Annotated in this window: 12 protein-coding genes; 6 read left to right on the top strand and 6 right to left on the bottom strand. The window is 41.7% G+C overall.

The features are described 5' to 3' along the window. Positions 1-76: 76 nt before the first annotated feature. Positions 77-940 carry a helix-turn-helix domain-containing protein gene (locus GO493_RS10855; protein ID WP_157306188.1) on the bottom strand — a complete coding sequence of 288 codons (864 nt, stop codon included), beginning with the start codon at positions 938-940 and terminating at the stop codon, positions 77-79. A 160-nt stretch (positions 941-1,100) separates the two neighbouring features. On the opposite strand from GO493_RS10855, the gene GO493_RS10850 reads away from it, so the two are divergent. Together GO493_RS10850 and GO493_RS10845 are read left to right on the top strand one after the other, a co-directional pair. Then, complete coding sequence (locus GO493_RS10850) at positions 1,101-1,337, top strand: alpha/beta fold hydrolase (protein ID WP_157306187.1); 237 nt, start codon at positions 1,101-1,103, stop codon at positions 1,335-1,337. A 247-nt stretch (positions 1,338-1,584) separates the two neighbouring features. Beyond that, positions 1,585-3,459: a DUF4859 domain-containing protein gene (locus GO493_RS10845; RefSeq protein ID WP_157306186.1), complete on the top strand. Its 1,875-nt coding sequence runs from the start codon at positions 1,585-1,587 to the stop codon at positions 3,457-3,459. 187 nt (positions 3,460-3,646) lie between these two features. On the opposite strand, the gene GO493_RS10840 is transcribed toward GO493_RS10845, so the two are convergent. From GO493_RS10840 to GO493_RS10830, 3 genes are all read right to left on the bottom strand, one after another. Further along, positions 3,647-4,348, bottom strand: a complete 702-nt coding sequence (locus tag GO493_RS10840; protein WP_157306185.1) for a MarR family winged helix-turn-helix transcriptional regulator — start codon at positions 4,346-4,348, stop codon at positions 3,647-3,649. Between the two features lie 730 nt (positions 4,349-5,078). Beyond that, a complete protein-coding gene (locus GO493_RS10835; protein WP_157306184.1) occupies positions 5,079-5,402 on the bottom strand; it encodes a cupin domain-containing protein in 324 nt (107 codons plus the stop codon). 78 nt (positions 5,403-5,480) lie between these two features. Beyond that, the gene (locus GO493_RS10830; RefSeq protein ID WP_157306183.1) at positions 5,481-6,098 is read right to left on the bottom strand and encodes a class I SAM-dependent methyltransferase; all 618 of its coding nucleotides are present in this window, start codon (positions 6,096-6,098) and stop codon (positions 5,481-5,483) included. Positions 6,099-6,292: 194 nt separating this feature from the next. Between GO493_RS10830 and GO493_RS10825 the strand changes: the two genes are divergently transcribed. Then, entirely contained in the window at positions 6,293-8,116 is a 1,824-nt protein-coding gene (locus GO493_RS10825; protein ID WP_157306182.1) for a LuxR C-terminal-related transcriptional regulator, read from the top strand. Here GO493_RS10825 and GO493_RS10820 read toward each other — a convergent pair. Next, the gene (locus tag GO493_RS10820) at positions 8,097-9,125 is read right to left on the bottom strand and encodes a WG repeat-containing protein (RefSeq protein WP_157306181.1); all 1,029 of its coding nucleotides are present in this window, start codon (positions 9,123-9,125) and stop codon (positions 8,097-8,099) included. The genes GO493_RS10825 and GO493_RS10820 overlap by 20 nt on opposite strands. 177 nt (positions 9,126-9,302) lie before the next feature. On the opposite strand from GO493_RS10820, the gene GO493_RS10815 reads away from it, so the two are divergent. Beyond that, entirely contained in the window at positions 9,303-9,821 is a 519-nt protein-coding gene (locus tag GO493_RS10815; protein WP_157306180.1) for a hypothetical protein, read from the top strand. 116 nt (positions 9,822-9,937) lie between these two features. Here GO493_RS10815 and GO493_RS10810 read toward each other — a convergent pair whose 3' ends face one another. Beyond that, positions 9,938-10,366 (bottom strand): SRPBCC family protein, encoded by a 429-nt coding sequence (locus tag GO493_RS10810; protein WP_157306179.1) that lies wholly within the window; start codon positions 10,364-10,366, stop codon positions 9,938-9,940. A 163-nt stretch (positions 10,367-10,529) separates the two neighbouring features. Between GO493_RS10810 and GO493_RS10805 the strand changes: the two genes are divergently transcribed. Then, positions 10,530-12,989, top strand: a complete 2,460-nt coding sequence (locus GO493_RS10805) for an ABC transporter permease (protein WP_232538812.1) — start codon at positions 10,530-10,532, stop codon at positions 12,987-12,989. Between the two features lie 96 nt (positions 12,990-13,085). Next, positions 13,086-13,466 carry a hypothetical protein gene (locus tag GO493_RS10800; protein ID WP_157306177.1) on the top strand — a complete coding sequence of 127 codons (381 nt, stop codon included), beginning with the start codon at positions 13,086-13,088 and terminating at the stop codon, positions 13,464-13,466. Positions 13,467-13,485 lie beyond the last annotated feature (19 nt).

Below are 13,485 nucleotides of genomic sequence, written 5' to 3'. Positions count from 1 at the left end.
GATTCCTGAATTTTCTTTTACAAAGAAACCAGGAACCGGAAGGGTAAACAATGGTAGGATAGGGGGAATAACAGGACTATTTGAGGTACTTTTGACGGAACTGTAAAGGTGAAATACCCGTAACCCTCTTAAACAGTCTTATAAAGTATGCAGGATCTGAATATCCTAATGCGTAAGCGATTTCTTTTACCGTGGTATTGGTATAAAAAAGAGACCTTCTGGCTTCTAAAATAATTTCCTGGTGTATCCAATGGCTAACTGGAAATCCGGTTGTTCCTTTTACAACTTCGTTAAGATAAGCAGGAGTAATATTTAAGATGGATGCATATTCTGAAGGGCTTTTCATATGCCTGAAATTGGAGAATAATAAACTTTTAAACTGTCGGGTGATCAATACCGGTCTTAAATTACTTTGGCAGCTATTGCCTGTAGCCTGTTGAAATAGTTGTATAAACAGCTGGAGACAGACGTCAAACATTGACCTGATTGCTTGTTCTGTCAAAAAATCATTTCGGTCTTCAAACGTCTGAAGAAGACGAAGGGCATCCCGGAACAATAACACGTCTGTATCGGTACTTATGCCTACAGGCCGGCTTAAAATAGTTGTGTTCATCAGCAAATTGCGAAATTCTGCCGGAATCCATTCTGCTGTTGCCAATAGTATCCACGCAGAAATAGTAGGCGTAAAATTGCCGGAATGTACCTGTCCGGGTTGAATGCAAAAAATAGAACTGGGTGTTAAAGTAATAGCTTGAAAGTCTACTGTGATAGTACATTTCCCGGATTCCAGGTAAATAAATGCAAAATAGTCGTCCCGGTGCTTGATGTTTGAAAGATAAATACTAAAATCTCTAACGCAAGGTTCTATCCTGCTTATCTCAAAAGTAGACTTTCCTCTTTCCTCCAGAGTGCGGATAGGGATTTGGCTTATTTTACCCATTATTCCGTAGTAATTTATTTTCTTACAAAGGAACGAATTACCTCCTGGAGATGTATGACAGGATCAAGGTAATAATAGGACAAATCGCGGTATGGAAAAAATGACAGTTCTGCATAACTATTAACTTTACCATGAATTTTACACCCGGAAAAAACAATAAATGACCCACTGGAATACAGCAATCTGCAAAACAAACAATATTAATATACACTATACCAGGACCGGAGGCAACAGTGATAAAGGCGTGGTCTCACCTGCCGTTGCTGAAGAACTACAACATCTTAATCCTGGATTGCAGGTTGAACAGATCACCGACGCTGGCCACAGCCTCCATCTGGACCAACCGGAACGCTTTGCTGCTGTTGCCAGAACATTCTTAAATTCAATCGAACCATAAAAACTACCTCTTCGTTTTATCAGAAAAGTGTTAAGATATAGTTGATAAGCGTTAAAATAATGGCTGACAGATATATCCTTATATTCTTACTTTTATGCCTATCAAGTGTTGTTGTGACATTTAATTAATACAGACCTGTAGTTACATCTGTCTGGATGTATAGTGAATAATGGATCGTTATCCCCCGGAAAAACCTGGAAGATCGTACTGTAGTATTTAATATAAAACCCTTATCAATTTAATGTTTATGAAAACTAACCTCGTTTTTATCAACCGGAGAGGGCATGGTTTCCTCTGTAATGGTTTGTTAGCTGTGCTATCCTGCCTCTTTTTATTCTGTACTTCATGTAAAAAAGATGCACTGGTTAAAGATTCCGGCGCACCTAAGAAATTGGAAGTGCAGGCTTTGTCCATTTACAAGCCGAATGAATTTGGTAGTATGGATTACAATGACAGCACAAGCACCTGGAGCTACAAACGTAGCCGGCAGTCAACTCACTTTATTGTTTTCTGGGATAAAAAATACCAGCACTATGACCCGGGATCTACAAGCATTCCCGCTGCATACCGTGTAAATATTGATGATCTGCTGGCTAAGGCCGAATCATTCTACGAGCATAATGTAACAGAGCTCAAGTTTGCGGAAGTGGGCACAGGAAAATCCAACCTGGACAAATATAAACTGATGATCTTCCTGTACTACCAGGACCAATGGCTGGCTACAGGCTCCGGTTATGATGATGTTATCGGGGCGCTTTGGGTGAGCCCGAATACATGTCAGCCTGTAGGATCTACCATTGCCCATGAGATAGGACATAGCTTCCAGTACCAGGTCTACTGCGATCTGAAAAATGGCGCCGGTTTTCGGTATGGTTTCGGTGGAAATGGCGGTAACGGCTTCTGGGAGCAAACAGCACAGTGGCAGTCCTTTCAGAGCTATCCAAAAGAAGCATTTACATCCTATTATTTTGGGGAGTATGTAAAGAATTACCATCGTCATATCATTCATGAATTACCCCGTTATGCCAATTATTTCATACACTATTACTGGACCCATAAGCGTGGTATCGATATGATCGGTAAACTCTGGAGAGGAGCGAGGCAACCGGAAGATCCTGCCCAGGCATATATGCGGCTGAACGGTATAACAACAGAGCAGTTCAACGACGAGATTTATGATGCAGCTGCCAGGTTAACGACTTTTGATATGGATGCCATCAGGCAGAACGGCAAAGATTATATCGGCAAACATACTTATAAAATGAACCAACTGTCAGACGGCAGTTTCCAGGTAGCTTACGATCATTGCCCGGGCACAACCGGCTATAACGTTCTTCCTTTAAACGTTCCGGCAGGAGGGACCCAGATATCAGCTGCTTTTACAGGGCTTCCCAATGCAGCAGGCTACAACCAGGTCGATGCAGCTAAGGCGGGATGGCGTTATGGTTACGTAGCCTTACTTGAAAATGGCACAAGGGTATATAGTAGTATGTCTAAAGGTACATCAGGAACTGCCTCATTCACCGTACCTGCCGGTTGCAGCAAATTATGGTTCGTCGTAACTGGTGCTCCTGCAACCTATTCCCCTCATGCCTGGGATGATAATGAGAGCAATGATGAGCAATGGCCATATAAGGTAAAATTCAGTCGTACTAATCTGTTAGGTTACATTAACCTGGATGGAAATTTAACGCCTAAGGATACCAGTTTTGTCTTTGACGTTAGCTTTCCCCTGGATCTGAATGCTTACACAGGAAAATCAGTCTCCGTCGATCAGGCAAAATTGGCTACCGCTTTTGTACTGCAACCTGCTAAGATCACAGAACTGATGGGCAGCTCAATTAAATTCTATGCTGTTGAAAGTAATGGAACATTGAATGCCACCACAACTGCAAATGGTTATGGTCATTGGTTCGATGCACAGGGAAATGTCATAAGCTGGGGGACCAATGCCCGTGTATTCTCCGAATATGATGCTTCCGCGCATGTTTTCTCTATAGGGCAGTATCCGGGGCACAGTGCTGTTGGAGATAAATATACCATCCGGCAGGCGCTGGTTTATGAATATGAGACAGGGAAAAAAGCCCAGGTCACATTTATATTTAACGTCAAAATAGAATAGCTGTAGACGGGTTAAACTTTCCTCTAAAAAAAGGTTTTCCCTTTATCTCCGGCTGGCCGCAGACCGGCCTTCTCTCAAAAAATAGGGTTTTGCCTTCATTCGGCAAAACCCTACTTTTTGAGCAGTTCTTTCAGGTTATACATCTTCTTATTTTACTTATAAATTATCACTCTCAGATCCTCCCATCTTAAGAATTATCCTTGTGATGTTTTGACTCCGAAAACTTAGCAATTCTATTTTTCTGTTCTAGTTCTATCTGGACAATCTTTTCCTCTCCCAATACCTCTAAAAGCAGATCATCTATAGATTTATTCCTGGAATTTGATAATAATTCCTGGTGTTTATGTTCTGTGTCCTTAAGGATGTTAATAACAACTTGTTTGTCTTTATGATCTATATCATTATACATCAACAGCGTAGGTTTGTATAAAAGCTGGTATAATCTGAACAGGATTTTTTCCCCTGCTTCTGTTATACTGACAAGTTTCGCCCTCTTATCGTCCGGGTCACTTCTCTCTGCTATATATCCCAGGCTTTTCAATCTGTTAAGAATATCAATCCCGGTAGTTTGCTCTGTGAAGTTGTATTGTATGATCTGTGTTTTCTTTACTTCTTTTAAATGGTAGATGGAGCTTAGAAAGTAGAACCACTCCAGTTCAAACCCCGGTATATCCTGCAAAGCCATTTTTGAATAAGCCGTCTGCATACCTGCCAGCCTTCCAATCAGCTTTGTAAATACAGTATTCAGGTCAGGAGGAGTAAGCCCGCTAAACAACTGACTATTACTTTCTTTTGCTAAAAAATACATGCAAAATTCCGTTGCAGAAACTGCCGTATTCTTCTGAGCGTATTCTTCCCAGGCAGAGATTAGTTTCACAAGTTCACTCATAATTTACATCGAATTCGAGGTAAATGTAGCGAAAAAAGAAGGAATAACTTGTTAAAACCAATTTTACCCCTATTTTTGCATCGGAACAGATGTTTATTAATTTAAAATAAAACGAAAACGATAAAAGAGTAAAATGATTAAAATGGATAATATAACAACTAGTTACCTTACCAGGGCCGAGTTATGGCTATACATCACAACATTGATCTATTTTCTGATGAACGGGGCGCAGATATTTGAAACCCTTGTATTTGTTCCTAAATGGACAGACGCCCCGCCGGTGAATTTCAAACTGTTATTGGATAGACATGGAGCAAGCCTGAAATTTTTCTGGATAATCTTCCATTCATTACATGAAATTACATTCATACTTGCTATCATATTTTGCTGGAAAATTGGCTTTGCCAGGAACTGGTTGCTCATTTTATTTGCCATTCACTTTGCAGTAAGGGTCTGGACACTTACCTTTTTCGCACCTAACATTATAAATTTTCAGAAAATAGCTGAGACGCAGACATTGGCAGAAGGTTTGGTAGATAAGACATCTCTTTGGCAAACACTCAATTACATCAGGGTAGCAATTTTTATCGCAGTTTCAATTGGGCTTATACCTTTATGTATCAGGCTACTTAATTTACGTCAGCAGGGGCTATAAAGAACGCTTTACAATACTATGAAGATGTTGTGTATGTTATATGGTCAACTATCCGGATAGCATACATAACATCTTTTATCCCATCGCCTTATAATCCTCTCTCACAGGAGTGAAAATATCACATATCTTACAATCCGTAAGCGCTACACCACTATGTTCTACCCATGAAGGTATAATAGCAACCATTCCTTTGGTGTATACTTTCGTCTGACCGCCAACCGTCAGTTCAAATTCGCCTTCTTCTACCTGTGTTACCTGCTCATGAACATGCTTATGATTCGGTAACACCGCTCCCTTTTTTACATCCCAGTAACTCAAGGTCATAGAAGGGGTATGAATAAATTTTGCAGAAAAACCGGGTATGATCTCCCGGGCACTGATCTCATCTAAGTGTATCATGCTGTTGGGTTCGTTTTAGCGCTATAAGTTATGTAAAATGCACAGGATTAACCATTAATTTAATTTTGAGTGGTAAAGTTATTTTCTGCATTTAATTAAGAAAAACGGGTAATTCTCAGTAATGTCTGTGACTTCAAATAATCCGGCGTTACTAAACTCTGCGTCAATAGACTCTCTGTCGTAAAAGAACATATTAACACCACCAAACATTTCATACCGGTCCTTACCCACCAATTTCCCTTTACCATAGGTAGAAGCTGCCTTTGAAATAACACTAAATACCATATAACCGCCATTCGTCAACTGATTATAACAGTCCTGTATCAGTTTTGCCCTTTCGTTGCTGTCCAGCAAATGAATTAAGGCATAACAGAATATCCCCTCATATTGATTATTATCGAAAGGCATATCAGTGACAGAACCATGGTAGATAGTGATATCTGTTCCATAATGTTTTTCCGCCATTTCAATGGCAGTTTTAGATATCTCAATCCCGGTTACCGCCATACCATTATCCCTGAAAATTTTCGCATTCCGGCCGTAGCCAATTCCGGGAATAAGAATAGTCTTCACAGATTTTTGAAGGAAAAGATCCTTTGTCAATATTGCCGAGTTGGCCGGAGCGAAGCCCCACATTTCCTGCTTTTCTATAAAGGCTGATTCCCAAAACTCCGGTTTACCGGTTTCCTTTGCCATAACTTAATTTCTTAAATTGCAACGAAGTTACATTTTAAAGTGTTGATTTATTATTTTTTAAGGAAAGATAATAATACCAATAACAGCATCAGACGTCTACAAAGCGTCTACCGCAAGGCCTAATGATTTGATTATTAATTTGTTGATATTCTGATCTTTTTAAAAAACAGATTCTTTTCCATATTTTTGGAATAATGTTACGTAATGCTTTTACCATATCACTATTGACCTTCTTTCCCCTTTTTGCGTTTACACAGCAACGATATATAGACTCTCTTGAGGAAAGGCTAGGCCACGCCAACTTGTCTGCTTACGAAAAAGTAGTGGCGAAGTGCAAACTGACCAGGGCCTGTTTTGAAACCAACATTGACAAGGCGCTCTCGCTTACTGATGCAGCAGCCGACGCTCCCGGTGCAGATGCAAAAGCATGGCTCTATGCTACCAGGGTACACCTGCTTGTACAAAAGAAGAACAAACCGGCAGCGTATGCTGCCCTGGATAGTGCGCTGATCTGCGAAAGAATGGCTAAAGATCCCCTGGCAAGAGGGATGGTCTGGCTAAGGAACGGATGGTTAGACCTGATAGACAATGAAAATGACCTTGCCGTTTCCAAATTGCTGAAAGCGCTGGAGTTTTTTAAGACAAATGACGGCAGTGCATATGCTGCACTTACCTGTCATTATCTTGCCAGTATCTATTCCTATGGCACAGATACCAGCCGCCAGGCAGATTACGCAAAAAAAAGTTATGCCCATGCGCTGAGAAATGGAGAGCCGGATGTATTGAATACAGGATATTATACTATGGGACAGTATTTCTATGACCGGTATAAGCTAAGCAGGGAGCAACATTATCTGCTGGATTCGGCCTTATCCTATTACAGTAGATCGATCTTACTCAGTGACCGTGAACGGGGCCGCATATTGATAAGAAGCAACACGGCAGCCGTTGCCCTGAATATTGCCAACATCTACTTTCAGCATTATCCTGCATCCTTCAAAGACAGTGTGTTCCACTACCTGGATATTGCAGAACGAATTGCCACCGAAACCCGGCAAATGGAAATACTGATCAATTGTTACGGCATGCGTAGCGAGTATGCATTGCGAAACAATAACGCGGAAGAAGCTGAACAGATCCTGCTGACGGCCCTCAGTGAGGCTGACATCTCCCAGGTCACGATGCCGCTGACCAAATCCCGTATATATGGTGCGCTGGCCAGGGTAGCAGAGCAGAGAAATGATACAAAGAAAGCATTGGCGTATCTGAAAAGCTATGTATCAAACAACGAAGAGGCTTTTAGCCAGGAAAAGATCAGCAATGCCCGGAAGATCGACGCACGGTACCGGACAGCACAGCAGGAACAGAAAATAGCCCTGCTGGAACAGGAAGCAGCTTTCCGTGAAAAACGTAACCTCCTTTACATAAGTCTCGGTATAACAGGAGTGGCCGCACTCTCTTTCCTGCTCGTGTCCTATAATTACAGACTAAAATCGTCTATGCGTAAGCAGGAACTGATAGATAAAGAAAAAGAAGAGGTCATTCTGAAAGTGAAACTAAAAGAGGCTGAAACCAGCCAGTTACTGGCAGAACAGTTATTGTTAAGGGAAAGACAGGAACGCCTGGAGAAGGAACTACTGGCAGAACAGCTCCGGAAAGAAGAAAAAAATCAGCTGATGGAAATGCTGGCAGACAAGGAAACTATCGGCAACGAACAGATCAGACGGCTTATCAAACGTCAGCAACAACTGGATGAAGAATATGAAGACCATAAGACAGACTTCGTGGAAGTCCATACCGCTTTCTTCGAACAACTGCAGCAGCATGCAGGAGATACGCTTACGAGACTGGATATGAAGTACTGTTCATACATCCTGATGGGATTATCCAATAAAGAGATCTCAACACGCCTTAATATTGAACCTAAAAGCATCAGGATGGCCAGGTACAGGCTCAAGCAAAAACTGGGACTTGGAAAAGACGACAGCCTGGATAATTTTATAAAGACTTTGGGGTAAGATTACCATCTTTGGTGAGATATTCCTCCACATTAAACCGGTTAGGCATATCCGGATGTTCTGTGAGGAAGTCCCTGCATGCTTCCAGTTTTTCCTTTAGCCATATGCGATAAGGCTTTATCTCATCAAAAAAATCTATGTGAAACCATTCTCCCTTTTCATTTACCAGGAAGGTCATATCATCATGTGGATCATAACCATTGTTCCAGTCATAGGCTAAGAGTCTGTAATAGGGAAACCCCGCAGAAGGTCTTCCGGTTATTTCAAACTGAAGCCGGGCCTCCCTGCCTTTCAGTGGACTGGCATAGTTTGCAAAAGCTATTTTGCTGAGCATTTCCACTCGGTTGAAACTGTCAACAAGCTGCTGTTCATGACGGGAATAGTGGAAGGGATAAGGAAGGTATTTTCCATCTGCCAATTGATCCTTATCGGAAGAAGGCTTATCAGTAGGCGTTACTCTTTCACCCTTTGTATTGATATAAAACTCTTCAGTCGCTCCCCGGGGCCTTAATGGAGGATGTTCTTCATCCTTGGTCAGGTCCCAGTAATAGGAACCGGTGCCTACCAGTGCATAACCATAGTTAAATGGTGTAGCCCAGCCCCATTGCGGTTTAATCATGATTTCACCCTGGTGGTTCACAAAGCCGATTTTACCGTCCGTTACACAACGGGCTAGCTCCTCTGAAAAGTAGTCCGGTCCGTTGTCAAAAAACAAAGGATGATAGAGGAAGGTGCCTTGCCTGTTGAAAGCATCACCATAGCTATAGGCAGCTGAAGAATCATTCTTATTGAAGTCCATCATAATTATGATATCGTCTTTTATAGAAGAAGAACCATCAGTCAGCCCAAAATCCCTGTAACGGGCAGGTATAATGATTTTGCCGCTACCGGTTTTAACACCCACCAATGAATCAGTTGGATTGCTGAAATAGTATAAGCTGTCTGCAGCCTGGGCAAATAGCCGGGAAGTACTGATTATAAAGATCAGATAGATAAAAAGTAATCTCATTTTCTGCTCATTTTTTCCGGTGTAGATCACAAAAATACGCTTTCTTTCACCTGGTAAAGTGACATCGGGCTACTACACGGAGACTACAAAAATAAAGACAGACGTCTACAATGGAGCTACAGCTATATGTAATGATGCTATATTTATTAAATTTAGAAAGGCATAAATGCAAAGGAAATGAAACAGCATACTTTTCTTATAGTGTTGGTACTGGTTGGTTTTTCTTCCTGTAAACCCAAAAAAGCAATTAAATTCAAGGAAGCAATTGTGCAAAAAGAGCGTACTGCCTTTGCTATTATTGTAGGAAAGGAAGGCCCGGCAGAAAAGCGGCGTTACAGCCTGGTTGAAAATGATTTCAAGGGGGCTGCTCTGGCTACTGATGAAGAAGAGCGGGCACTGGATAGTCTCATCAGGGATATACAGATATTATCAACAGAAGGTGTAAAGCAAGGTGAGCAATTAAAAAATGCTGCAGTTGACTACTATACTGCAGTTAAAGAACTGGAAGCTTACTCCCGGAAAGAAATTGAGCAACAAACTATCAGCTTCGGACCTGACGGGGAAATCAAGCTTAAAGCACAGGATAGCCTCTACCGGCTGGGTGTAAATAAAGAAAAGCTATATAATGAAGTGTATAAAAAAGAAGCGGTGTTTCAGGAAGCTTTACAGAAGTTTGAAATAGCTAATAACATGTAATAGCTCTGATCTGCTTCAACAGTTTAAAGGGTTAATTTAAATGTCACATTTTATCACTAACCCTTTAAACTGCCGGAAATAAATGCAGCAGTAAAATTACTTTAATCAGATCAATCTTATTTTTCGTGATCCGGGTACGGTAACCCTTTGCCGGTTTCACACAATAACTTCATACTTCTCAGGAAGAGCGCCCAATGATAACTACAGGTGGCAAACTCTGTGGTATAGTCCTTCCAGCCATCATGATGAAAGAATAATATCGTCCCTTTATCATGGGGCTGAAGGTCAAAAGAGACAGTACTTCCAAGCCATTCCTCAGCGCCGGTGATACAGGTCCATTTAACCCGCTTGTTGGGTATCAGTTCATCAATTTTCATCTCCTTGAAGTAAGTAGGGCCAAATTGAAAACGGGCAATACTGCCTTGTTCCGGTTCTGCTTTTGTTTCAGGCGTCCACCAGCCAGCTAACCCTTTCTGGGTAGTGACGGCATCGTATACCTTCTCAACCGGGACTTCTATAAGAAGTTTATGACGGATATCTGGCATATTGATATGGATTTTATATAAAGCTAGCACTTCTCTATATCAGTTTTAGGGGGTATTTGTGACTTTATAGATAGGTGATTATGACATGAGAGATAATTCTTATATTGATTTGTTAAAGCCGAAGAGGGAAGGCGTTTATAGCCGTTCAGAATCGTACAATACAATGTCCGGAATCGTACAGACATTAAAAGACATCCCTTCATCCACAGGCATTTCCCTTCTGGCAGATTTGTTGTTTGCATCAAACACAACTAATCCCGGAGTTATGATCAGTAACTACATAAAAACAGCCTGGCGCAGTCTGCTCAGAAGTAAAGGGTTCGCTCTTACAAACATATTGGGTCTCACCATCGGTATGACCTGTGCACTCTTTTATCTGCTTTGGGCGCGGGATGAAGTTAATTATGACAAGTTCCAGGTAAACTATGATCAGACCTACGTCGTTATTGCTAACCGTGATTTTAATAACAGGGTATTCACCGATTATAACATGGTATTACCGCTTGCCGCAGCATTGGAGAAAGCCAGTCCGCAAGTAAAAAATGCGGTGGTTACCACGCAGGATTACGACATAACTATGCGCAGTAACGACATCCTGTTTCAAAAAAATGGGATGACTGTGAGCGAACATTTTTTTGATATGTTCTCCTGGAAATTTATACAGGGCAGCGCAGCTACAGCTATCCGGGACCCCTCTTCAATTGTGCTTACCGAGTCAACAGCTAAAGCCATATTTGGAAAGAAAGATCCCATTAATCAGACTATCAGGATTGTAGAGGAAAACAGGGCGCTGAAAGTAACAGGCATTGTTGCAGATCCTCCCGGTAATTCCAGTTTACGGTTTGACTTTGTACGGCCTTTCAATTATTCGGAAGAAGATACCAGGCGAATGATGGATAACTGGAGCTCATCAAGTTGGCGTGTTTATGTACAGACCATACCTGGAGCAGACATACGGCAGGTCGATAAAACCATTAACGCTGTTAAAAAACAACATGATCCCAACGATAAGATCAGTACTTATTTTACATTTCCGATGAGCAGGTGGCGCTTGTACGGAGAATTCAAAGACGGGAAAAATGTTGGCGGTATGATTGAATATGTAAGGCTGTTTGCTGTCATAGCTGTAATAATTCTGCTGATTGCCTGTGTGAATTTCATGAACCTTTCTACCGCCAGATCTGAGCAGCGCTCAAAGGAAGTAGGTATCCGTAAAGCTTTAGGCAGTGGAAGAATACAACTTATATTCCAGTTTTTCAGTGAATCCACCATCCTGGTATGCTTCGCTTTTTTACTGTCAATCATGCTGGTTCTTTTTTTATTGCCCTCGTTTAATACATTAGTTAACAAAGAACTGACTTTCGATATAGGACAACCCTATCTCTGGCTGGGAGCTCTTGTCATTATACTCTTCACCGGGATAATTGCCGGTAGCTATCCCGCATTGTACCTTTCAGCCTTCAACCCCGTGAAAGTTATGAAGGGCGTATTGTCAGGCAGGTCTACAGTACTGCCCAGGCACGTGCTGGTAGTAGGGCAGTTTGTCATTTCTATTTTGCTGATCTCTGCTACCATTATTGTATACCAGCAGATACAATATGTGAAGAACCGCGATATGGGTTACAAACCAGATAATTTACTCATGATACCTGGTACAGATGATACGGAGAAAAACTTTAATATCATTAAAGATGAGCTGATAAGGAGCCGTTTAGTACAGGCGGTTACCCGCTCCAGTTCACCTATTACACAGGTTTGGTGGAAATCGGGCGCTCCTGACTGGAATGGTAAGCCGGCAGATATGTCCCTTATTATTTCGGGTATTCGTACAGATGTGGATTTCACGAAGACGATGGGCATAAAATTGCTTGAAGGACACGATTTTGTGGGATTGCCGGCAGATTCCTCCTCCGTTCTGCTAAATCGTGCAGCTGTAGAAGCCATGGGATTAAAAAATCCTATAGGTATGGAAATGCGTTTTGGCGATGAAAAATACAATGTGATAGGAATCACAGAGAATATCATTATGGAGTCGCCTTATCAGCCGGTCGATCCCATGCTGACCTTTTATAATCCACGCGCTACAGGTATCATATCCCTAAGGCTGGGAGAGGGGATCCTGCCGCAGAAAGCATTACCCTTCATTGAATCGGTTTTTAAAAAATACAACCCGGCTTATCCTTTCAGCTACCAGTTTGCAGATGATGAATTTGGCAGGAAATTCCTGGGTGAAGAGTTGATCAGTAAGATAACTAATATTTTCGCCGGACTCGCTATTTTCATCTGTTGTATAGGATTGGCTGGCCTGGCCTCTTTTACGGTAGAGAAACGATTCAGGGAGATCGGTATCAGGAAGGTGTTAGGAGCTACAGTAAACCAGGTACTCCTTATGATATCTGCACAATTCCTGAGATTGGTGGCTATCTCCTTCATTCTGGCCGTACCGCTTACCTGGTGGCTTATGCAGAATTGGCTGGAGAAATACAGTTACCGGGTTGACATCAGTGCCTGGACATTTTTTGCCGTTGGCGTCCTGGTTCTGCTGTTAGCATTGCTGGTAGTTTGTCTGAATGCGCTACGGGCGGCAACAACGAATCCAATAAAAAGCCTGCGTACAGAATAGACATTAAGTAATAAGATCATCAACAATCCTGTTTTTTATCAGCTTTTTTCATCTGCGTATTTTCTAATTTCGGGCCCGTAAGCCAGTACACTGTAGATGAAGCATCCTATCCTCATACTCATAATCACCGGAATTCTCCTCCAGAATTTCAACAGGATATTCATCTGCATAGATTTTGAACTTAAACAGGAATATATTGCCAGGCATCTCTGTGTTAAAAGAGATCTTCCCAACAATACCTGTAAGGGGCGTTGTCATTTAAAGAAGCAGCTGGCAACTGCAGAAGAACAGGAGAGACAGAAAGAAGCAGAGACCGAAAAGTCCGGGACAGATCTGTTTATACCATATTTCCCATCAGTTTTAAGCTGGTTATCCTTATATCCTCTTACCGTAATCAAAGAGTATTGTAGTTACAATACAGGCAAATATTACTTCTTATTTCCCAAAGGCATCTTCCGCCCACCCCGGCAAATCTGACCTTATATAATGCATTGAA

Source organism: Chitinophaga tropicalis, assembly GCF_009758205.1.
GTDB lineage: Bacteria > Bacteroidota > Bacteroidia > Chitinophagales > Chitinophagaceae > Chitinophaga > Chitinophaga tropicalis.
Note: the sequence above shows the minus strand (reverse complement) of the source record. Positions and strands in the feature narration are given on the sequence as shown.

Coding starts and splice junctions, on each gene's coding strand:
- GO493_RS10855 (WP_157306188.1), bottom strand. CDS start 940: ATGGGTAAAATAAGCCAAATCCCTATCCGCACTCTGGAGGAAAGAGGA.
- GO493_RS10800 (WP_157306177.1), top strand. CDS start 13,086: ATGAAGCATCCTATCCTCATACTCATAATCACCGGAATTCTCCTCCAG.
- GO493_RS10840 (WP_157306185.1), bottom strand. CDS start 4,348: ATGAGTGAACTTGTGAAACTAATCTCTGCCTGGGAAGAATACGCTCAG.
- GO493_RS10805 (WP_232538812.1), top strand. CDS start 10,530: ATGTCCGGAATCGTACAGACATTAAAAGACATCCCTTCATCCACAGGC.
- GO493_RS10810 (WP_157306179.1), bottom strand. CDS start 10,366: ATGCCAGATATCCGTCATAAACTTCTTATAGAAGTCCCGGTTGAGAAG.
- GO493_RS10820 (WP_157306181.1), bottom strand. CDS start 9,125: ATGAGATTACTTTTTATCTATCTGATCTTTATAATCAGTACTTCCCGG.
- GO493_RS10830 (WP_157306183.1), bottom strand. CDS start 6,098: ATGGCAAAGGAAACCGGTAAACCGGAGTTTTGGGAATCAGCCTTTATA.
- GO493_RS10825 (WP_157306182.1), top strand. CDS start 6,293: ATGTTACGTAATGCTTTTACCATATCACTATTGACCTTCTTTCCCCTT.
- GO493_RS10845 (WP_157306186.1), top strand. CDS start 1,585: ATGAAAACTAACCTCGTTTTTATCAACCGGAGAGGGCATGGTTTCCTC.
- GO493_RS10850 (WP_157306187.1), top strand. CDS start 1,101: ATGACCCACTGGAATACAGCAATCTGCAAAACAAACAATATTAATATA.
- GO493_RS10815 (WP_157306180.1), top strand. CDS start 9,303: ATGAAACAGCATACTTTTCTTATAGTGTTGGTACTGGTTGGTTTTTCT.
- GO493_RS10835 (WP_157306184.1), bottom strand. CDS start 5,402: ATGATACACTTAGATGAGATCAGTGCCCGGGAGATCATACCCGGTTTT.